Source organism: Paenibacillus zeirhizosphaerae, assembly GCF_030705605.1.
Lineage (GTDB): Bacteria > Bacillota > Bacilli > Paenibacillales > Paenibacillaceae > Paenibacillus > Paenibacillus zeirhizosphaerae.
Genome location: NZ_JAPCKK010000011.1, coordinates 279,053 through 297,419, shown reverse-complemented (window position 1 = coordinate 297,419; position 18,367 = coordinate 279,053). Strand labels below are relative to the sequence as shown.

General features: G+C 48.6%; 20 protein-coding genes. 13 read left to right on the top strand and 7 right to left on the bottom strand.

Features of this window, described 5'->3' with window-relative positions:
- Positions 1–19: 19 nt before the first annotated feature.
- From OIN60_RS06055 to OIN60_RS06045, 3 genes are all read left to right on the top strand, one after another.
- Positions 20–244, top strand: coding sequence for a hypothetical protein (locus OIN60_RS06055; protein ID WP_305754103.1), 225 nt, complete (start codon positions 20–22; stop codon positions 242–244).
- Complete coding sequence (locus tag OIN60_RS06050) at positions 244–948, top strand: hypothetical protein (RefSeq protein ID WP_305753950.1); 705 nt, start codon at positions 244–246, stop codon at positions 946–948. Before OIN60_RS06055 ends, OIN60_RS06050 begins: the two co-directional genes overlap by 1 nt.
- Before the next feature lie 178 nt (positions 949–1,126).
- Positions 1,127–2,143, top strand: coding sequence for an SDR family oxidoreductase (locus OIN60_RS06045; RefSeq protein WP_305753949.1), 1,017 nt, complete (start codon positions 1,127–1,129; stop codon positions 2,141–2,143).
- A 102-nt stretch (positions 2,144–2,245) separates the two neighbouring features.
- Here the strand turns inward: OIN60_RS06045 and OIN60_RS06040 are convergent, their stop codons facing one another.
- The gene (locus OIN60_RS06040) at positions 2,246–2,767 is read right to left on the bottom strand and encodes a DUF1036 domain-containing protein (protein ID WP_305753948.1); all 522 of its coding nucleotides are present in this window, start codon (positions 2,765–2,767) and stop codon (positions 2,246–2,248) included.
- Between the two features lie 224 nt (positions 2,768–2,991).
- Here OIN60_RS06040 and OIN60_RS06035 point away from each other — a divergent pair, with 224 nt between their 5' ends.
- The gene (locus OIN60_RS06035; RefSeq protein WP_305753947.1) at positions 2,992–4,059 is read left to right on the top strand and encodes an LLM class flavin-dependent oxidoreductase; all 1,068 of its coding nucleotides are present in this window, start codon (positions 2,992–2,994) and stop codon (positions 4,057–4,059) included.
- A gap of 233 nt (positions 4,060–4,292) precedes the next feature.
- On the opposite strand, the gene OIN60_RS06030 is transcribed toward OIN60_RS06035, so the two are convergent.
- The 3 genes from OIN60_RS06030 to OIN60_RS06020 form a co-directional block, all read right to left on the bottom strand.
- Entirely contained in the window at positions 4,293–4,916 is a 624-nt protein-coding gene (locus OIN60_RS06030) for an acetate uptake transporter (RefSeq protein WP_305753946.1), read from the bottom strand.
- 119 nt (positions 4,917–5,035) lie between these two features.
- Positions 5,036–5,683: a 5,6-dimethylbenzimidazole synthase gene (gene bluB, locus OIN60_RS06025; protein WP_305753945.1), complete on the bottom strand. Its 648-nt coding sequence runs from the start codon at positions 5,681–5,683 to the stop codon at positions 5,036–5,038.
- 131 nt (positions 5,684–5,814) lie between these two features.
- Complete coding sequence (locus tag OIN60_RS06020) at positions 5,815–6,165, bottom strand: DUF805 domain-containing protein (RefSeq protein WP_305753944.1); 351 nt, start codon at positions 6,163–6,165, stop codon at positions 5,815–5,817.
- Between the two features lie 302 nt (positions 6,166–6,467).
- On the opposite strand from OIN60_RS06020, the gene OIN60_RS06015 reads away from it, so the two are divergent.
- The 5 genes from OIN60_RS06015 (at position 6,468) to OIN60_RS05995 (ending at position 11,319) form a co-directional block, all read left to right on the top strand.
- On the top strand, positions 6,468–7,202 hold the full coding sequence (locus OIN60_RS06015; protein WP_305753943.1) for a Bax inhibitor-1/YccA family protein: 735 nt from the start codon (positions 6,468–6,470) through the stop codon (positions 7,200–7,202).
- Between the two features lie 178 nt (positions 7,203–7,380).
- Complete coding sequence (gene chrA, locus OIN60_RS06010; RefSeq protein ID WP_305753942.1) at positions 7,381–8,550, top strand: chromate efflux transporter; 1,170 nt, start codon at positions 7,381–7,383, stop codon at positions 8,548–8,550.
- Positions 8,551–8,925: 375 nt separating this feature from the next.
- A complete protein-coding gene (gene greA / locus OIN60_RS06005) occupies positions 8,926–9,402 on the top strand; it encodes a transcription elongation factor GreA (protein WP_305753941.1) in 477 nt (158 codons plus the stop codon).
- A 134-nt stretch (positions 9,403–9,536) separates the two neighbouring features.
- Positions 9,537–10,091, top strand: a complete 555-nt coding sequence (locus tag OIN60_RS06000) for a GNAT family N-acetyltransferase (protein ID WP_305753940.1) — start codon at positions 9,537–9,539, stop codon at positions 10,089–10,091.
- Positions 10,092–10,212: 121 nt separating this feature from the next.
- Entirely contained in the window at positions 10,213–11,319 is a 1,107-nt protein-coding gene (locus OIN60_RS05995; protein ID WP_305753939.1) for an FAD-dependent monooxygenase, read from the top strand.
- A gap of 290 nt (positions 11,320–11,609) precedes the next feature.
- Here the strand turns inward: OIN60_RS05995 and OIN60_RS05990 are convergent, their stop codons facing one another.
- The 3 genes from OIN60_RS05990 to OIN60_RS05980 all read right to left on the bottom strand — a co-directional run bounded on the left by OIN60_RS05990 (position 11,610) and on the right by OIN60_RS05980 (position 13,761).
- Positions 11,610–11,849, bottom strand: coding sequence for an NAD-dependent epimerase/dehydratase family protein (locus OIN60_RS05990; RefSeq protein ID WP_370872390.1), 240 nt, complete (start codon positions 11,847–11,849; stop codon positions 11,610–11,612).
- 145 nt (positions 11,850–11,994) lie between these two features.
- A complete protein-coding gene (mntA, locus tag OIN60_RS05985) occupies positions 11,995–12,336 on the bottom strand; it encodes a type VII toxin-antitoxin system MntA family adenylyltransferase antitoxin (RefSeq protein ID WP_305753938.1) in 342 nt (113 codons plus the stop codon).
- Positions 12,337–12,897: 561 nt separating this feature from the next.
- Positions 12,898–13,761, bottom strand: a complete 864-nt coding sequence (locus tag OIN60_RS05980) for an AraC family transcriptional regulator (protein ID WP_305753937.1) — start codon at positions 13,759–13,761, stop codon at positions 12,898–12,900.
- Positions 13,762–13,973: 212 nt separating this feature from the next.
- Between OIN60_RS05980 and OIN60_RS05975 the strand changes: the two genes are divergently transcribed.
- The 4 genes from OIN60_RS05975 (at position 13,974) to rlmN (ending at position 18,333) form a co-directional block, all read left to right on the top strand.
- The gene (locus OIN60_RS05975) at positions 13,974–14,633 is read left to right on the top strand and encodes a response regulator transcription factor (protein ID WP_305753936.1); all 660 of its coding nucleotides are present in this window, start codon (positions 13,974–13,976) and stop codon (positions 14,631–14,633) included.
- Positions 14,630–16,063, top strand: a complete 1,434-nt coding sequence (locus OIN60_RS05970; RefSeq protein ID WP_305753935.1) for a sensor histidine kinase — start codon at positions 14,630–14,632, stop codon at positions 16,061–16,063. Before OIN60_RS05975 ends, OIN60_RS05970 begins: the two co-directional genes overlap by 4 nt.
- Before the next feature lie 107 nt (positions 16,064–16,170).
- On the top strand, positions 16,171–17,031 hold the full coding sequence (locus OIN60_RS05965; RefSeq protein WP_305753934.1) for a PepSY domain-containing protein: 861 nt from the start codon (positions 16,171–16,173) through the stop codon (positions 17,029–17,031).
- Between the two features lie 237 nt (positions 17,032–17,268).
- Entirely contained in the window at positions 17,269–18,333 is a 1,065-nt protein-coding gene (gene rlmN, locus OIN60_RS05960) for a dual-specificity RNA methyltransferase RlmN (RefSeq protein WP_305753933.1), read from the top strand.
- Positions 18,334–18,367 lie beyond the last annotated feature (34 nt).

Here is an 18,367-nt window from a genome sequence, read left to right as displayed (position 1 = left end):
AATGGGGCGGGTGAGCCGAATGATTCAACAACAACAACAGACACTGGTCAAAAGTCCATACATAGAGCTCTACAACCTGATCGTTCCGAGAGACAACATGCTGCGGCAAATAAACGAGCTTGTTGACTTCTCGTTTATTTATGAAGAACGGCTTCTGAATAAGGTAGGCTCAATTGTGGGTGTGGAACCTTTTTGTGGTAAAATTCGTTTGTTAAATGAAATCCATCACAAAGGGGAAATTTGATGATTATGAAAAGTATGGGCTGGATGACGATTCTAACCGCAGTCCTTCTGCTTGCCGCCTGCAGCGGATCACCCGAAGCCGCTACGGAGCAGCAGGAGCAAACTCAGGAACAAACTCAGGAACAAACTCAGGAACAAACCCAGGAGCAGGCACAGGAGCCATCGGAAAATCAGGAGACGGATGACATGGAAGGGCAGCCTCCAACGGCGCTGGAAGCGGCATCAACCGTCATGACAGCGCTGAAAAAAGGCGATATGAGCCAGGTCGCCGCATGGGCACATGCGGAGAAAGGGGTCCGTTTTTCGCCTTACGCTTATGTGGATACGAATGCCGATCTTGTTTTTACACAGAATGAGCTTGAAGGTTTGATGAATGATCCTACGGAGCATGTATGGCGCACGTTTCCAGGCTCTGGAGAGGTGATCAAGCTGCCGTATGCGGAGTACCACAAACAGTTTGTTTATGATGCAGACTTTATCGAAAATGCCGAGATTGCGGTAGACAAGGTGCTTGGGGAGGAGACATCGATCATCAATTTGAACGAGGTATACCCTGCCGATCAATATGACTTTGTGGATTATCATATCGAGGGAAGCGACCCTGGAGCAGACGGGCGGGATTGGCGCAGTCTTCGTCTTGTTTTCGAGAAGATCGGACAGGATCATGCGCTTGTAGGAATTGTCCATGACCAGTGGACACCATAAGGAGGCAGACAGGCGGCTTGTCCCGAGAGGGGGGAGCCGTCTTTTTGCTGATTATTTTCGCTCGAAGACTGGAGAAATGGTGATTGCCGACACACATAGCATCGTAAAATAAGGTAGAGCCGCTGCTACGCAATAAGTTTTCATTTGACTCATTTCATACGATTATGGAGGTGCAGTGATGAGAGCACTATTTATCGGAGGGACGGGGACGATCAGCTCCGCAATCACCAGGCAACTACTGGAGCGGGGCTGCGAGCTTTATTTGCTGAACAGGGGCAACCGGGTTGATGCCATCCCGAATGGGGTGAAATTCCTTCAGACTGATATCAACGACGAAGGATATGTAGCCCTGCTGATTAAAGATCTGAATTTTGACGTAGTGGCTGACTTTGTTGCCTTTGAGCCCGCTCACGTGGAGCGGGATTACCGCCTGTTTCGGTGGAAAACAAAGCAGTTCATATTCATCAGCTCGGCATCGGTTTATCAGACTCCTTTGTCCGACTACAGAATCACGGAAGGGACGCCCTTGTCCAATCCGTACTGGCAGTATGCCAGAAACAAGATTGCCTGCGAAGAATATTTGATGAAGCAATACTGCGATCAAGGCTTTCCGGTAACGATTGTAAGACCGAGCCATACCTATGATGAACGTTCGATCCCGCTCGGGGTCCATGGAAGCCAGGGGTCCTGGCAGGTAGCCAAGCGAATGCTGCAGAATAAGCCCGTCATTATCCACGGGGACGGAACCTCAATGTGGACGATGACGCATAACGGTGATTTTGCCAAGGGTTTTATCGGATTGATGGGCAACATTCACGCCATCGGGGAAGCCGTTCATATTACTTCTGATGAGACGGTGACCTGGAATCAAATCTACGAAATCGTTGCCGATGCGTTGGGTGTCAAGCTCAATGCGGTGCATGTTCCGTCCGTATTTCTGGCCGCATGCAGCAAGCTTGATCTCAGAGGCTCCTTGCTGGGAGACAAAGCGCATTCCGTCGTCTTTGATAACTCGAAGCTGAAGAGGCTTGTGCCGGGGTTCGCGGCAACGACCCGGCTTGATCAGGGAATCAAACAGACGATCCGGTATATTCTAACCCACCCCGAATACCAAAGGGAAGATCCTGAGTTCGACCGATGGTGTGATCAGGTCATCTCCGCAATGGGGCATGCATTGGCGACCCTTCGTGAATAACTTCATCATTGAATGAAAATAAAGAGTGCCAACGAGGCACTCTTTATTCATTAGATGATACATCGCGCCGGTGGTCTGGCGGAATGAGTGTGGTCATATCACTTATCTTTTTCTAGCCGTTCTTGCGGGGAATGCTGTGCGGTTAAGTAATCTTGGTGTGCCCTCTTTTACATTCCCGGTTAATGGACGAGGGATTTTACGTACGATTTTTCTGCCTGTTCTAGAGCCGGTAGGCAGGGTTGAGCGGATATTCCGTGCGTTGGGAGTTCTCTGGCTGCTGCTTGAAATCAGGTTGATGGTATAGTTTGCGTTGAGCAGACTAACATAGAGTTCACGAAAGCCGACATTTCTGCAGGTCGTACAGCCCGTGTTCCAGCACCATGAAAAGGCCTGCAGAGGGACCTCGGTGGGGAAGGAGCCTGACCATTCTTGCCCTGAATCATTCTCCGCATAATAGTAGAACGTATTCCCACCAGCATAACCGATCCATACTTGTCTTGTCTGTCCGGGCTCAATGCGGTACCATCCAACCTTTCTAAAGGTAACCGGCCTGCAGCCGAGATTGGGGTATGCATAGGCTACATAGACAGGTGAGTTCGTGCTATTACGGAAATTTAAACCCAAATTGCTCACTCCTTGTGTAGTATGATGGCATTACGGTGTATCATATGAGAATGGGAAAAAGGGGGAGTGGATAATTGTTGATTCCAAAATATTTATGCCAATTTGTCTTTGGTGTGAACAAATCATTGTTATATGAAAATTAGTTTCCGCGATGGTCATGTGGAAGATGCTATCATCCGGAAAGCTTCTGCAAAAACGGAATACGAACCAGGAGGGACAGTTCAGTGGAAATAGGGATCAGTACATTCGTAGAAACAACGCCAGATGTGGTGACCGGTGAGGTTATAAGTCATGCACAGCGTATCCGTGAAGTGGTGGAGGAAATTGTCCTCGCCGATAAAGTGGGGCTGGATGTCTTTGGGGTGGGGGAGCATCACCGCGAGGACTATGCGGCATCCTCTCCTGCTGTGCTGCTGGCTGCAGCCGCGTCACAGACGACGCAGATTCGGCTTACCAGTGCGGTTACGGTGCTGTCTTCTGCCGATCCGGTACGCGTATTTCAGGATTTCGCTACGCTGGACGGTATTTCCAATGGGCGCGCAGAGATTATGGCAGGCCGCGGCTCCTTTATCGAATCGTTCCCGCTGTTCGGCTATGACCTGGAAGATTACGATGAGCTGTTCGACGAGAAGCTGGGGCTGCTGCTGAAATTGCGGGAATCTGAGAAAGTGACCTGGAATGGCGGACACCGCCCGGCGATTAACAATTTGGGCGTATATCCGCGGCCAGTACAAAATCCTTTGCCCGTGTGGATTGGCAGTGGGGGGAATACGGAATCCGTCATCCGCGCGGGCCTGCTCGGCCTGCCGCTGGTGCTGGCGATTATCGGTGGCAGTCCCGTTCAGTTTGCGCCGCTTGTGGAGCTGTATAAACAAGCGGCTGCCCATGCGGGACATGACGCATCACGGCTGCCGGTGGCATCCCATTCACACGGCTTCATCGCGGAAGATCGCGAGACGGCTGCGGAGAAATTTTTCCCCTCCACCCAGGCCGCAATGAATAAGCTTGGGAAGGAACGAGGCTGGGGCCCGTATGATCGTTCTACCTTTGATGCTGCTCGCAGCCCCGAGGGCGCGCTATATGTAGGAGATCCGGACACAGTTGCCCGCAAGATTATTGATCTGCGCAAGAACGTAGGCATCACCCGCTTTATGCTGCATGTCCCAGTCGGTACCATGCCTCATGAGGACGTAATGCATGCAATCGAGCTGCTGGGAACCGAGGTTGCCCCGCAGGTACGGGAAGAAATAGCGCAATGGGAAGTCGGCCGCGGCAAGAAATTCAATCGTTAAGATGAATATATAGCCGAGGGTCCCTCTCGATACACACTAGAGCAGCCTGAGGCTACGATACAGTACAGCCTCAGGCTGCGTTTCTATTCAGCTGTATACGCCCCCAAAAACCACACCCATGCATACGCATCGGTGTAGGTTGTTGTGCCCGGAAGGTTTGCAATCGCTTTCAATCATGGTTGCGACGTTCAATCGCGGATCGGCGCAATTGAACATTTGATGAAATATTCCCGTTATAAACGTGGCTTAAAGATGCCGAATGGGCGGCCGACCGGCAGAAACACCCGGCCAAAATGCGTGTTCAGCACGGCTGCGCCCGCTCCATAGAGTGAAAGAAGAGCAATGCCTAATTCGGAATAGGCTGCCAGCGTGTGGAATACCTCAGGAACGACCCCGAAGGCATCCAGGGTAAGGCCCAGGAACAGCAGGTCGATCAATACGAAAATAAAGAATAATACCTTGTGCGTCTCCATCGCTCCGATGGTCATAAACAAGGTGAAGACAAGATAACCCGCAAAAGCAAATCCGAGCTGCTTGCCATCCGCGCTGGATGCAAGCTCTGGCCCGAATGCCCCCAGCTTGATCAACCAGCTTCCTGCGGTAGCAAACCAGAAGAATGCGTATGCGCCGAAGGCGGTCATTCCAAAGGTGTTATTATGCTTTGCGTCATGGATACAGGCGAAGAGCTGCGCAAAGGCGCCCAGAAAGAGCGCCCAGGGAATGACGAGACTCAGCCCCTCCGTTAAGCCGAGCTTCTGGGAGGAAGCGACGAGCGTAACGATAGCCAGTCCGAACAGACCGATGGCGCTTGGATCGGCTGTTACAATTTTGATGCTGGATTGAGATTCTTTGTGCATGTTAGAAATTTTAAGCCTCCACTACATACAGGATACATCCTGTTTAAATTACATATCCTTCTGCCGAACCAGAATTCTACCGAATTAGTTTATCGTAAAATGGCGTGTGAGTATATGAATTAATTTTCACTTCCCCAGTGCTCGTGGTAGATCAGTTCCTGCAATTCTCTTCTTTTTTCCCAATTGGCGGTCTCCAGTAGCGGTTTCGACGGATATTTGTCGGTATACCCGACAGAGAGCAGGGCGACAGGATCAATGTGAGGCGGAATGTCTAATATGTCCCGCACATCATTCTTCTTGTAAAAGCTGACCCAGCCGAGCGCCAAGCCTTCCACACAAGCGGCCAGCCACATGTTCTGGATAGCGCATGCCGTAGACAGCAGGTCCGTTTCGGGTATGGAATTCCGGCCGAGCACATGAGAACCGCCACGTGTGGGATCGGACGTCACGCAGATCGTAAGCGGTGCCTGCTGGATTCCCTCCACCTTCAGACTGAGAAATTGCTCCTTCCTTTGGTCTTCATAATGAATGGCCAGCGCCCTTCTTTCCTTATCGGCTGCCCAAGCCAGGCGGGCTTTGGTCGCTTCCCCGGTCACCAGAATAAAATTCCACGGCTGCATAAAGCCGACGGACGGACCGTGGTGGGCGGCATGCAGTATTTTGAGGATGACGTCCGCCGGGATGGGATCCGCCAAAAATGTTCGTATATCTCTGCGGTTGTAAATGACCTTGTACAGCGCTTCTTTTTCCTGTTCGCTAAAAAACATACGCTCGTCTCCTTTGGTGGCATAGGGGGATGCCTCCTTTTGATCTGGCAATTATACAAAAACAGCCCTGATACCAGCAAGGCATCCAGGGCTGTTTTCTTAATTTACGTTCGTCATAACCGCCGTCTCTTTTAGAACTTCTCTTTGGGATTAGCTCCGTAGCGGTTGTTGCCAAATTGGCTGTCCTGCACCAAAAACACGATCAGAATAATGGTTCCGACCAAAGGAATCAGATTGAGCAGGAGCCACCACCCGCTCCTTCCGGTGTCATGCAATCTGCGAGCTCCCACGGCCAGAGTAGGCAAGAAAACGGCCAGGCCATATATACTGGTCAAGACCTGATCAATACCGAACAGGGCTTGCAGTAGGGAGAGTACGACGGTAACTCCAAAGTTGACAAGCACGAACATCCAGTACTCTTCTCTTCTCGCTCTTCCCTGGAAGCCAACATAATTTTTCAAAACGGAAACATACCAATTCATGATTTCCCTCCTAATATTGGATTTTATTATGTATTATGGAATGAGTATTAATGACATCCACATATTTATACATTATCGTAAAATAACATTCAGGTTTAAATAATCCCAGCGGCTCAAATTTGGAGACAAGATTACATGTTCAAGCAAACTAGCGGATTGAAATAGCTACTTAAGTCATATATCCACTCCTCCATATATATATTTAGAGAAGAATGTACAAGCAGGTGATTCCCATCTTTTTACTATGGCGATGCTTTAGTCTATGATAAAGTTGAAAAAAAATGACTTTTAGGGGGATTATCTTGGTAGGACGCAGTGGCAATCCAACTTTGAATGATGAAACTTTTGACCGCCAGTACTCTGCACATGATCCAATGACGATTGGCGGTACGGTAAACAAGGCATTTATGACCCTGGCCCTGCTTGTGGCGGCAGCCATCATATCCTGGACGATGTATTTCAGCGGATACAATGTGGGAGGCCTGGCCATCGGCGGTGCCGTGGTTGGCTTCATTCTGGCGCTGGTCATCAGCTTTAAGCCGTCGGCCGCACCGTTCCTTGTCCCGTTCTATGCGGTGGCTGAAGGCACCTTTCTGGGGGCGCTCTCGGCAACCTATGAAACGCTGTATTATGGAATTACCATGCAGGCGGCCCTGATTACTATGGGCGTATTTATTGGCCTGCTGATTGCTTACAAAACGCGTTTGATCCGGGCAACGGAGAACTTCAAGCTGGGTGTATTCGCTGCTACGGCAGGGATCGCTATCGTTTATTTGCTGAGCTTTGTCCTGGGTTTGTTCGGGATCACGGTTCCTTATCTGCATGACAACAGCCTGATCGGCATCGGGATTTCTGTTGTGATCGTGATTGTCGCGGCCTTGAACTTTGTGCTTGACTTTGATTTTATTGAGAGTGGGGCGCAGCAGGGCGCGCCGAAATACATGGAGTGGTACGGAGCCTTCGGCCTGCTGGTCACGCTCGTATGGTTGTATGTGGAGATCATCCGTTTGCTGGCCAAGCTGCGCAGCCGGGATTAAGAAGAAGTAACATTGGAGGCCGCCTTACGGGTGGCCTTTCGCCGTTCTGTAAGTCTCAGCCATAGTTGATGTTGGGATGACGAAAAGCGGCAACATCAAAAACAAATCGCAGAGATAATAAAACGGGACAGTTAAGCGGGCAGGTTACGAATTTTGAATTAGGAGCGGCGGGGTTAAAATGAATAACATGAAAGCATGGCTAGAGATTTTAGGCATATCCACCAAGCTGGGTCTCACCTCTTTTGGAGGTCCCATTGCCCATTTGGGTTATTTTCATAATGAGTATGTCCGGCGCAGAAAATGGCTGGATGAACAAAGCTACGCCGATCTGGTGGCACTGTGCCAGTTTTTGCCCGGGCCTGCAAGCAGTCAGGTTGGCATAGGAATAGGGCTGCTCCGGGGCGGCTGGATCGGGGCGCTTGCTGCCTGGATCGGATTTACACTGCCCTCGGTTTTGGCGATGGTGCTGTTCGCTTATTTGCTGCAGGGAACGGACATGCTGAACGCCGGCTGGGTCCACGGATTGAAGCTGGTGGCGGTAGCTATTGTCGCCCAGGCTGTATGGGGCATGGGGCAGAAGCTGGCGCCTGACCGTAGCAGGGCGACCGTAGCCATTCTGGCCGCTGTAATAGTTCTGCTGTGGCCGACGGCTGTAAGTCAATTGGTTGTCGTGCTTGCCGCCGCGGCTGCGGGTTTATTTCTGTACCGCAATACGACTGCTCCCGCCGTTGCAAATATGCAGACGTCTGTCAGCCGGAAGGCTGGCGCTGCCTGTCTCCTTCTATTTGCGGGTTTATTGCTCCTGCTTCCGCTGCTGAGAGGGATATTCCCCTCCTTTGGCATTGCTTTATTCGATAGCTTTTACAGGGCGGGGGCGCTGGTATTTGGAGGCGGGCATGTCGTGCTGCCGTTGCTGGAGAGGGAAGCTGTGCCGTCAGGCTGGCTCAGTGGAGAGCAGTTTCTGGCCGGTTATGGAGCTGCCCAGGCCGTTCCCGGCCCGCTGTTTACCTTTGCCGCGTATATCGGGGCCGTTGCAGGAGGGTGGCAGGGGGCTTTGATCGCTACCTTGGCCATCTTTTTGCCCGCATTTCTGCTGGTCGCAGGCGCGCTGCCCTTCTGGGCGCTCATCCGGAGTATGCCCAGGGCTCAGGGTGCGCTGGCAGGTGTAAACGCCGCTGTAGTCGGAATTTTGCTCGCGGCGCTCTACGACCCCATATGGACGAGCGCAGTCCGGGGAGTACTGGATTTTGCGGTGGCGGCCATTCTCTTTATCATGCTGGTCTTCTGGAAGCTGCCTCCCTGGGTGATCGTTATTGCCGGGGTCTTGGGCGGGACCCTGATCTATTAGGAGCGATTGGAGAAACGGTTCGTTCTCGGAGCGTCTCGAACATAAGAAAGGGGAGCCCCAGGTCCATGGACCTTCTGGGGCTCCTATTCATGAGGTCAGACTTGAGAGCCATCCATAGGGTGGTTTGGGCTCCTTCTTGGTCCGGCTGTAAGCAGTATCGCTTGTCCTGGCCGATAGAACGGAAGCTCATCCGTATCAATCACTTTCGTACTGATGAGCAGAAACATTTTCAACAACAGCAATTGCTTGAATCCCGGAGGCAATGGCGAGCATGCCGATGAGCATATTTTCGAACAAAATGAGTCGATATACCGAATAGCAAGAAGAATGAGAATTGGGTAAAATAGAGAGTAAGAGCGCAGGGGGGTGTAACAAATGAGCAATGAGGAAACGCTTTTAACGAAGGAAGGTCTGGCGAAGCTGGAAGAGGAGCTTCGTGAACTCAAAGGCACCAAACGCAGGGAGCTTGCTGAACGATTGAAGGTTGCGATCAGCTACGGAGATCTGAAGGAGAACAGTGAATATCATTCCGCCAAGGAAGACCAGGCTTTTATGGAGACACGGATTCTGCAACTGGAACGCACGCTGAAAACAGCCCGCGTTGTAGAAGAGGGAGAAATAGATCTGGGAACTGTCAGTCTTGGCTCCGTAGTGGTGCTGAACGACATTGAATTCAATGAGAAGATTGAGTACCGGGTCGTGGGACCGGCAGAGGCTAATGTGGAGGAGAACTCGATCTCTTATGAAAGCCCGCTTGGCAAGGAGCTGATGGGGAAAAAGGTCGGCGATATCGTCCATGTGGACGCTCCGGTCGGCATTTTGAAGTATGAGCTGCTGGAAATTAAAATTTAACTTAACGGTCAAAAAGGCCATCTACCTTATGAAAAGCGGGTAGATGGCTTTTTGGTGTTTTTTTAAATATTATCTTAGGAGGACTAGGCCTATCCCCTTATAATCAATGTATACCAAACTAGGTGGGTGTTCATATGGAAGATGTGTTCAATGCGCTGCCAGTCTTAGAGACCAATCGACTGAAACTAAGAAAGATAACATTAGAAGATGCAGAGGATATGTACTATTACTGTTCTAATGAGGAAGTACCAAAGTACGCTTCTTGGAATCCTCACAAAACAATCACAGAAACAAAAGAAGCGATTGAGCGAGTACTTATCCAGTGGAATAATAAGAGCTTGGTTCATTGGGGTATTGAATATAAAGAAAATAGTAAGTTGATTGGTACAATAGAGTTCGCCACATGGGATAGACAGCATAAAATTGCCGAAATGGGATATGCTTTATCACCGGATTATTGGGGAAAGGGTATCGCAACGGAAGCCGCAAAAAAAGTTATTAAATTCGGTTTTACCAATATGGACTTGGTTCGTATTCAAGCAAAATGCTATTTGGAAAATATCGGTTCAGCACGAGTTATGGAAAAGGCGGAAATGTCATTTGAAGGAATTATTAGAAAGGGGCTCTTCATAAAAGGGAGACATCAGGATTTAAAAATGTACTCCATACTAAAGGATGAGTTTCAATAGAACAAGCCAGTCGAAGTTCATATTCAGTTCATAATGGCTCTGTATTATACAGATATTGATCGGACGCTGTGGAATCAGAATCAGAGTTGTCCAATATAAAATCATCACGGGAGAATCGAAAATGAAAAAAAATATCCTAATTAGCGGGGCGAGTTTCGCAGGTCTCTCAACAGCCTATTGGATGAAGAAGTTGGGCTACAACGTGACTGTTGTTGAAATTACCGAAGGTCTCAAAAAAGGCGGGACGCCTGTAAATATCCGCGGAAATACCATCGATATCGTGAAACGTATGGGGCTGTTGGACCAAATCCTGTCGAATAGAATAACCATGGAAGTGGTGGAATTCAAAAATTCCGATGATGTCACTGAAAAATCGCACTTCATTCAAAAAGACAGTGAGCAGCTCGCGGAAGATGAATACGAAATCGAGCGAAATGTATTGCTGAACATCATGTTCGAAGCTGTTAAAGATGATGTCGAGTTTATTTTCAGCGATAGCATAGTGTCGTTAAAGGAAGAAGGTAACGGCGTCAACGTAGCTTTCAAAGGGGGCCAAAAGCGCTCGTTTGACCTGGTATTTGGCTGCGATGGTATTCATTCGGCCGTCAGAAAATATTGCTTTGGCGAGGAGGCGGAGTTTTCGCATTTCCTTAATGCTTATTTCTCTATCACGATCGTGGATAAGCTGTTGATCCGGGAGAATACGACACAGATGTACAATGAGCCAGGCAAGACGGTCATGCTGAACGCCTACAACAATAAAACCGATATCCTCCTCGGCTTTTTTTCGGAGAAGGAACTCCCCTACGACTACCGAAATGAAGAACAGCAGCGGAATATAATTTTGAATCAGTTTGCTGGAGTAGGCTGGCGAACGCCGGAATTGTTGGAAGAAGTAAGAAACTCGAAAACTTTTTACTTTGACAAGCTGTGCCAAATGAAAATGCCGTCGTGGACAAAAGGCAGGGTAGCGCTAGTCGGTGATGCTGGATACTGCGCCTCTCCGGCTGCTGGCATGGGTGGATCACTGGCCATAGATGGGGCGGCTGCCTTGGCTGATGCTTTCCAAAAATCCCATGGCAATTTTGAACTTGCGTTCCAAGAATACAATAAGAGTTTTCGTCCTTTCATCGAGGAAGTGCAAGCGAACGCGGCAAAATTTGGCGTGGAGTTTCTTATCCCGCGAACTGAAGAAGCCATTCGCGAAAGAAATTCGCAAGCACACTAAAGCTAAGCTCAATACAGGTAGTATAAGGGCCTGCGATCTAAAGCAGAGCTAAATTGCAAAGTGAGCGGTTTGTCAGTGCAAAGGTGTTTATGGGATATACCGGGTTGGTGCCCCGGGAATATTCAAGTGAATCCGGTCGGTATTTTGAAGTATGAGCTGCTGGAAATTAAAATTTAGCGTAACAGATTAGCATAGCGGATTAGCGTAACGGCTGGAGAGGGCCATCTACCTTAGCGGGAACAGGTAGATGGCCTTTTGGCGTTCAGGTCAGGATATCTTGAAGTGTGTTGTCAAGCCGCCCGAAGTGAGGAGCGCAGAATCTCTGTCTTATTGGCGTTGTTATAGCGGCAGTTCACAGACTTGCCCGCCAGATTGATCAGCAGCTCGGCATCTTCCAGGGTTGAAAGGATGCGGGCCCGATCTGTCCACGGAATATGCCCGGGCTGTCTGGAAATGATCTCGACAGAGTAGCCGAGCTGTGTAAATTGTTCCTCCAGATAACGTCCGATGAAGCCCGTACCGCCAAGCAAGAACTACTTTTTGGCTCATAAGATCAACTCGCTTCCGGAATTAGGTGAGTTAGGATTGCGTTAGCCCGGTATATCCTGGATCATTTTTCACCTCTCCAGTAGCTCTCGATGATTTCTTTTCGCTCGTTAAGCAGGGCATATTCCTTCAAAGCCCGCATAAATGCCATCTGACGTGCATAAGGCTGCAAATCATGCAGTACCTCGCCTGTTCCAATGATCTGAGCCTGGAAAACAGGGGTGGCTTGAGGAAAAAAATCAGGTCTACGTCACGTTTGACCAGATCGGCCAATTCTGATGAAGCCATAAATAATTCATAAGCGGAAGGGGCAGGGATGTCGGATAGAAAAGCAATATCCACATCGCTGTCTTGGCGCATTTCTTCCCTGGCAGCCGATCCGAATAAAATCACAGTATGAGCATTGAAACGCTCACTCAAATAATCGGTTATGGCTGATTTTTGCCCTGGTTCAAGTCCCCGATCAGGCATGACACACCATCCATTCCATAAATCATATTTGTGGCGGCTCCTTCAAGCGGTAACCTTACCATGAGCGTATCCAAAAACGTGTAAAAATACAAGTAAACCGTTCGTAGCTCAATCAGGGAGCTTTTCTAGCTGAGCTGTGACTACCATAAAGATCGAGCTAGTGTTAAAAATGCGGTTTCATTTACGGATTTTCTTTCTGAAGTACACAAACAGATAACCGAGTGCTACTATTCCTGTGCTAATTAATCCAACGATAACCCCATCTATACCTACTCTTCCAGAAAACAAATAAGTAGCAAAGAGTGCGGTAAAAAACGTGAAAACTAAGTTTGTAACAAAGTTTTTCAAAATTAACAATCCTTTATTAGGGAAATGTTTACAAAAATATTATATTATGAATTAAATTCATTTTTTGTTTTCTAAGCTGAATGACTGTACAACAAAATCCGGTAAGAGGTGCTCCCTCGCCGGATTTTTGTTGTTTTTATAGGGCTCCATCTGAAAACTGGTCCAATCAAGCTCCAATTTCGGTGTTGAACCTTAGACACATCGATAGACGTTTTATTTTTTCAAGACAGGAATCCATACTTCCGAACGATAATCCGCCGCTGCCGGGTCCCCGGGCGAGTACAGCTCAAACTCCGGTGCGTCGGCATGCTCATAACCTGTAGCAGGGAACCATTCCTGGAAGATCCTTTTCCATATGTCTTGCATAGCATCGGGCATAGCACCGGTCACAGGGAATACAGCCCAGGTGGCGGCAGGCACCTCATACGTAATGAAGCCGCTGGACGCAGGGGCTTCCTGGTTGCTTTCCACGGCAATAATATAAGTGAATTGTTCCTGACCCTGCTGCATCTCCGTGCAAATCCCCAGCATTTCACCGCCCGATCCCAGCTCCAGCAATGCCTCCGAGGTTCCATCTGTATCGCTCTCTGCCCAGAAGGCAGGAATTTGCTTGAAGTTGTCCCCATCCTTCAGTGATACTTGAATCGACTTGCCCACAACGGTAAAGCCGTCTTTCTCCACAATACGGTAATCCATGTCTTGATCTCCCTTCAAGGATAAATGGAAGGAAATGCGTGGAAAGGCCTCTAGCTTCACGCCGGGATCACGCGCCTGTGAAGGTGCAATCCCATGAATTTTCCGGAATGCTTTGGCGAAGGACTCGGGTGAATCATAGCCGTATTTGAGCGCCGTATCCAGCACCTTCGTAGAGGAGACCGCCAGCTCCTGTGCAGCCAGTGTCAGCCTGCGCTTACGGATATATTCCGCCACCGTCATCCCGGTAAGCATATGGAACATCCGCTGAAAATGAAATGTAGAGGAGCAGGCGGTCTTGGCAATGTCGCTGATCGACACGGGTTCCTCCATATGGTCTTCGATATAATCCAGAGCATCCTTCATCCGCGTTAACCAATCCAACAGCTTCACCTTCCTTGCTATGATCATACCACCGGGGCACCGGAGCGTACCTGTTTTAACGTGCTGTCATTGGACAGATTTTAACCGCCGATCGCACCTTTCCATTTTTTGTTTACAACTAATTTACAACTAGAATACGAGAATTAGCCTTTTTCAAGCTATAATCAATGTATTTCAAAAGCGCGGGATACTCAAGATCATGGGGGAGCATCATGCAAAAAATATTGATTATAGAAGATGAACGGGCTATCTCGGAATTAATTCGTCTAAATCTGAATGTGGCCGGTTATGGAAGCAGACAAGCCTTCAGCGGGGAGGAAGCACTCGCCATACTTCAGGAATATACGCCGGCCTTGATCCTGCTGGATGTAATGCTGCCTGATCAGGACGGCTTTGCCATTCTGGAAAAAATACGGCCCAGCGGGATTCCAGTGATTTTCCTTACGGCGAAAAAAGAGCTTGCCGACAGGGTAAAAGGTTTAAAAATGGGCGCGGATGACTACATTGTAAAACCTTTTGAAGCGGTAGAGCTTCTAGCCCGCATTGAAGTGGTGCTTCGCCGTTTTACACATCAAAGCAGTCTCATTACCTACGAGGATCTGACGATAGAGCTGGAGGAGCGCACCGTAAAAAAAGCGGATGAGATCATTGATCTGACGCTAAAAGAGTATGAGCTGCTGCTGCTTCTCATACGTAACCGCAACAAAGCGTTGTCCAGGGAAAAGATCCTGGAACTGGTATGGGGCTACGACTACACGGGCGAAACCCGTACCGTGGATATTCATATCCAGAAGCTGCGGAAGAAGCTCGGCTTTGAAGAGCGCATCAAAACGATATTCAAGTTTGGCTACAGGCTGGAAAATACCTTATGAAGCTGTGGCAGAAAATATTTTTGTGCACCTTGGTATTATTCGCCTGTGTATTTAACGCCGCGTCCTTGTATTTAATCGAACATCATTTCAGTCAAAATTTAAAAAAGGAAATCGAAAGTGGTCTGACCGAGCAGCTGATTGTGCAATCTGGACTTCAAACCAATGGAGCCTATCTAAACCAGAAGCTAGGTTTTCCGCAAAGCGTGCTCAGGGATTTTTTAAGAGTCGCTTTTGCTGAGTATACCCAAAATTTCGGCTCAAAAGGCGTATTCATTGAAATCCTTGATGAACATAACGGGATCGTGTACAGCAGCTTTAAAGAAGAGCTTGAGGGAGCAAGAAAGGAACTGCAGACTCCACTTTCCGGGCAAAGGCACTACATCATAAGAGATATTGGCAGCAAGAGCTATTTGTTTGTCATCAGCAGGCTGGAGCTGGAAGACGACACGTTTAAGCTTGTTTATATTCGGGATATTTCGGATGTCTACACGAACAAGGCGGAGCAATACAGTTTGTTCATTAAATTGAATATCATAACTACGGTCAGCTTGGCCGCGGCTCTATATTTGCTGCTCTGGTATTTGACACGTTCCATACGTGGCTTGTCCAATTCGGTACAGACGATTGCCCGAGGGGATTATACTCAGCGAATTGAGGTGGCATCCAAGGATGAAGTCGGTTCCCTGGCCCGCAGTTTTAACCAAATGGCGGCTGCCGTGGAGGAGAATGTAGAGGAGCTGAAAACGGCCGCAGAGCATAAGCAGCGTTTTATTGAAGCGCTGACCCATGAATTAAAAACACCGCTGACCTCCATCATAGGTTATGCTGATTTTCTTCGTTCCACCCGTTACGATGAAGAGGTTTTTTTCAATGGCTTACACTTTATTTATGTTGAAGGCAAAAGGCTGGAAAGCCTGTCCTTCAAGCTGATGGATATGATTCTCTTGAGTAAGAACGAGCTGAAAGGAAGAAACGAAGATATACAGGCGGTATGCGGTGAGATTGCAGAATCGTTAAAGCCCAGGCTGAACGATTGTAGCATGGAATTGGTCCTGCAGGTGGAAGCTGATACGGTGCTCATGGACAAGGATTTGTTTAAGGTGCTGTGTATCAATTTACTGGATAATGCCATCAAAGCCTCTCCCGCAGACAGCCGGATTTATTTGAGGGGTCAGGCGGTCCAGGCAGATCATACCTACGTATTGGAGATTGAGGATGAAGGGATCGGTATCCCTGAAGGGGACATATCCAAGGTGTTTGAACCTTTTTACATGGTGGATCAAGCAGAAACCCGTTCCCGTCACGGGGCAGGTCTGGGGCTGGCCATCTGTGCCGAGATCATAAAGCTGCACAAAGCGCAGATCGAAATCTTCAGCGTGGTGAATCAAGGAACCAGAGTCAAAATGACCTTCACTAAAGAATACAACTAATTTACAACTTGTCGATTCTTATACAACATCGCTGATATAAAGTGGTAGATGTAGAACGGAATTGCGCAATTCCAAAATCAACTACTATAACGTGGGGGTATATGAATATGAATGGTAAATTTCTGGTTAAAGGCAAAAAAACGGCAGGTGTGGCGATTGCCGCAGCGATTATGGTCGGCAGTTTGGGGACAGCAGCTTATGCAGCGACAGGCCTGGATACGCCTCAAAAGGATACTTTGATGACGGCACAGGAAACGAATGCGAATAGCAAGGTGATTTCGGGAGGGATCAAGCCAACAGTTACCGCTGAAGGTGTGGTTTCAGGTCCGGTGAAGGATGCACAAGCCCTTGAAATTGCCAAGAACCGTATCAAAGAGATTTTTGGCGCAGATATGGATGCAACATATGCCGCACACACCGAGTATTATGATCAAAAACGTGTGGAAGACGAGAAAACAGCTTATACCAAAGGCTTGCCGGACCTGGATACAAGTAACTATATGGCATGGGAGAAGCAGTTGGATCGTCCATTCTGGAACATTAACTTCATTTCCGCCGAGCATCAGCAAGTGGCTGGCCAGGTCATCGAAGTGGACGGGACGTTCGTGAAGAAACAGGGTCAGGTATATTCTGTAACGATAGACGCGGAGAATGGCGATGTTTTAAGAATAAGCCGTGATCTGCCTGATGCAGGCCCGTCTAACCGTCTGACTTCAGCAGCGGATCTGGAGCAAAGAGCCGTACAATTTATCGAAAGTCATGATCTGAATAAAGGAAAGGCAATTAAGCATACAGAGGTGTATGATTTTAGAATGTATGATAATATGCAGGCCGTGCTTGAGTTGGGGAATGGCAGAGAAGATTATGTAGTATTTGATGAGGAGTCAGGACAGGTACTGATATATCAGAGCCGTATGGATCAAAGCTTTTTGAAGGGCCTGGACGAAGAAAAGGCAGCATTAAATTAATTAAGCTTGAATAGCTTAAACGATAAAGCCACATCATGGGATATAGCTGCCGTGATGTGGCTTTTTACTTTTCGCATAGAAACGTGCTGCTGCAAAAATCCCTGTCTGTTCCTCTTGTTTAACTTCTGAAATTTTGGGACAATAAGATGAAGGCTTGAATTTACAGGTCAGCACAATCTGACAAAATGTTTCACGTGGAAACATTTTTCACGATATAGATCGAAGAGAGGGTAAAGAATGAATAAACCATCCATTTATGGATTGACGATAGAACAATTGACAGCATGGCTCGGGGAAAGAGGGCACAAGAAGTACCGCGCTTCCCAGGTGTGGGAATACTTGTACCGCAAGCGGGTTGCGGCATTTGCCGAGATGACGGAGCTTCATCCATCCTGTGTTCAACTGCTTGAAGAGCATTTTGTTATCCGTACGCTTGAAGAGCATGTCAGACAGGAAGCGACAGACGGAACCATCAAGTTCCTGTTGCGGCTGGAGGACGGGAACCTCATTGAAACGGTGCTGATGCGCCAGAAATACGGCCTGTCGGTCTGTGTAACGACCCAAGTGGGTTGCAATATCGGCTGCAGCTTCTGCGCGAGCGGCTTGATCAAGAAGAGCCGGGATCTGACAAGCGGCGAGATCGTCGAACAAATTATGAAGGTTCAGCTGCACCTGGACGGAAAGCAGCAAGGAGAGAAGGTAACCCATGTTGTGGTGATGGGCATCGGTGAGCCGTTTGACAACTATGACCATCTGCTCGATTTCCTGAATATTATCAAGGATCACAAGGGTCTTGCCATCGGTGTGCGCCGTATTACAGTATCAACGAGCGGTCTGCCGGACAAAATCAAGGAGTTTGCCGACAGCGGCTTGCCCGTGAATCTGGCGATTTCGCTGCACGCAGCGAACAATGACCTGCGTACTCGGATTATGAAGATCAACCGCGCGTTTCCGATTGAGCAACTGATGGAGGCGGTCGAATACTATCTGGAGAAGACGAAGCGGAGAATTATGTTCGAATATATTCTGCTGCGGGATGTCAACGATCAGAAGCAGCATGCGCTGGAGCTTGCGGAGCTGCTCCAGGATAAGAAGCAGTTCGCCAGTGTAAACCTGATTCCTTATAATCCGGTGGATGAGCATAGCCAGTATCAGCGCAGTGAGCAGGAGTCGATTCTCGGCTTCTATGATACGCTGAAGAAGCAGGGCATCAACTGCACTGTCCGTATGGAACATGGAACAGACATTGATGCGGCGTGTGGTCAACTGCGCAGCAAGCAAATCCGTAAAAGCACAGCCTAATCCAGTAAGAGCCATAAGGAAGCGGCTTTAACCG

Bases quoted from the DNA above. Each gene is read 5' to 3' on its own strand.
- OIN60_RS05970 (WP_305753935.1), top strand. From the start codon at position 14,630: ATGAAGCTGTGGCAGAAAATATTTTTGTGCACCTTGGTATTATTCGCC.
- OIN60_RS06045 (WP_305753949.1), top strand. From the start codon at position 1,127: ATGAGAGCACTATTTATCGGAGGGACGGGGACGATCAGCTCCGCAATC.
- OIN60_RS06000 (WP_305753940.1), top strand. From the start codon at position 9,537: ATGGAAGATGTGTTCAATGCGCTGCCAGTCTTAGAGACCAATCGACTG.
- chrA (WP_305753942.1), top strand. From the start codon at position 7,381: ATGAATAACATGAAAGCATGGCTAGAGATTTTAGGCATATCCACCAAG.
- mntA (WP_305753938.1), bottom strand. From the start codon at position 12,336: ATGCCTGATCGGGGACTTGAACCAGGGCAAAAATCAGCCATAACCGAT.
- rlmN (WP_305753933.1), top strand. From the start codon at position 17,269: ATGAATAAACCATCCATTTATGGATTGACGATAGAACAATTGACAGCA.
- OIN60_RS05965 (WP_305753934.1), top strand. From the start codon at position 16,171: ATGAATGGTAAATTTCTGGTTAAAGGCAAAAAAACGGCAGGTGTGGCG.
- OIN60_RS06055 (WP_305754103.1), top strand. From the start codon at position 20: ATGATTCAACAACAACAACAGACACTGGTCAAAAGTCCATACATAGAG.
- bluB (WP_305753945.1), bottom strand. From the start codon at position 5,683: ATGTTTTTTAGCGAACAGGAAAAAGAAGCGCTGTACAAGGTCATTTAC.
- greA (WP_305753941.1), top strand. From the start codon at position 8,926: ATGAGCAATGAGGAAACGCTTTTAACGAAGGAAGGTCTGGCGAAGCTG.
- OIN60_RS06050 (WP_305753950.1), top strand. From the start codon at position 244: ATGATTATGAAAAGTATGGGCTGGATGACGATTCTAACCGCAGTCCTT.
- OIN60_RS05995 (WP_305753939.1), top strand. From the start codon at position 10,213: ATGAAAAAAAATATCCTAATTAGCGGGGCGAGTTTCGCAGGTCTCTCA.
- OIN60_RS06030 (WP_305753946.1), bottom strand. From the start codon at position 4,916: ATGCACAAAGAATCTCAATCCAGCATCAAAATTGTAACAGCCGATCCA.
- OIN60_RS05975 (WP_305753936.1), top strand. From the start codon at position 13,974: ATGCAAAAAATATTGATTATAGAAGATGAACGGGCTATCTCGGAATTA.
- OIN60_RS06020 (WP_305753944.1), bottom strand. From the start codon at position 6,165: ATGAATTGGTATGTTTCCGTTTTGAAAAATTATGTTGGCTTCCAGGGA.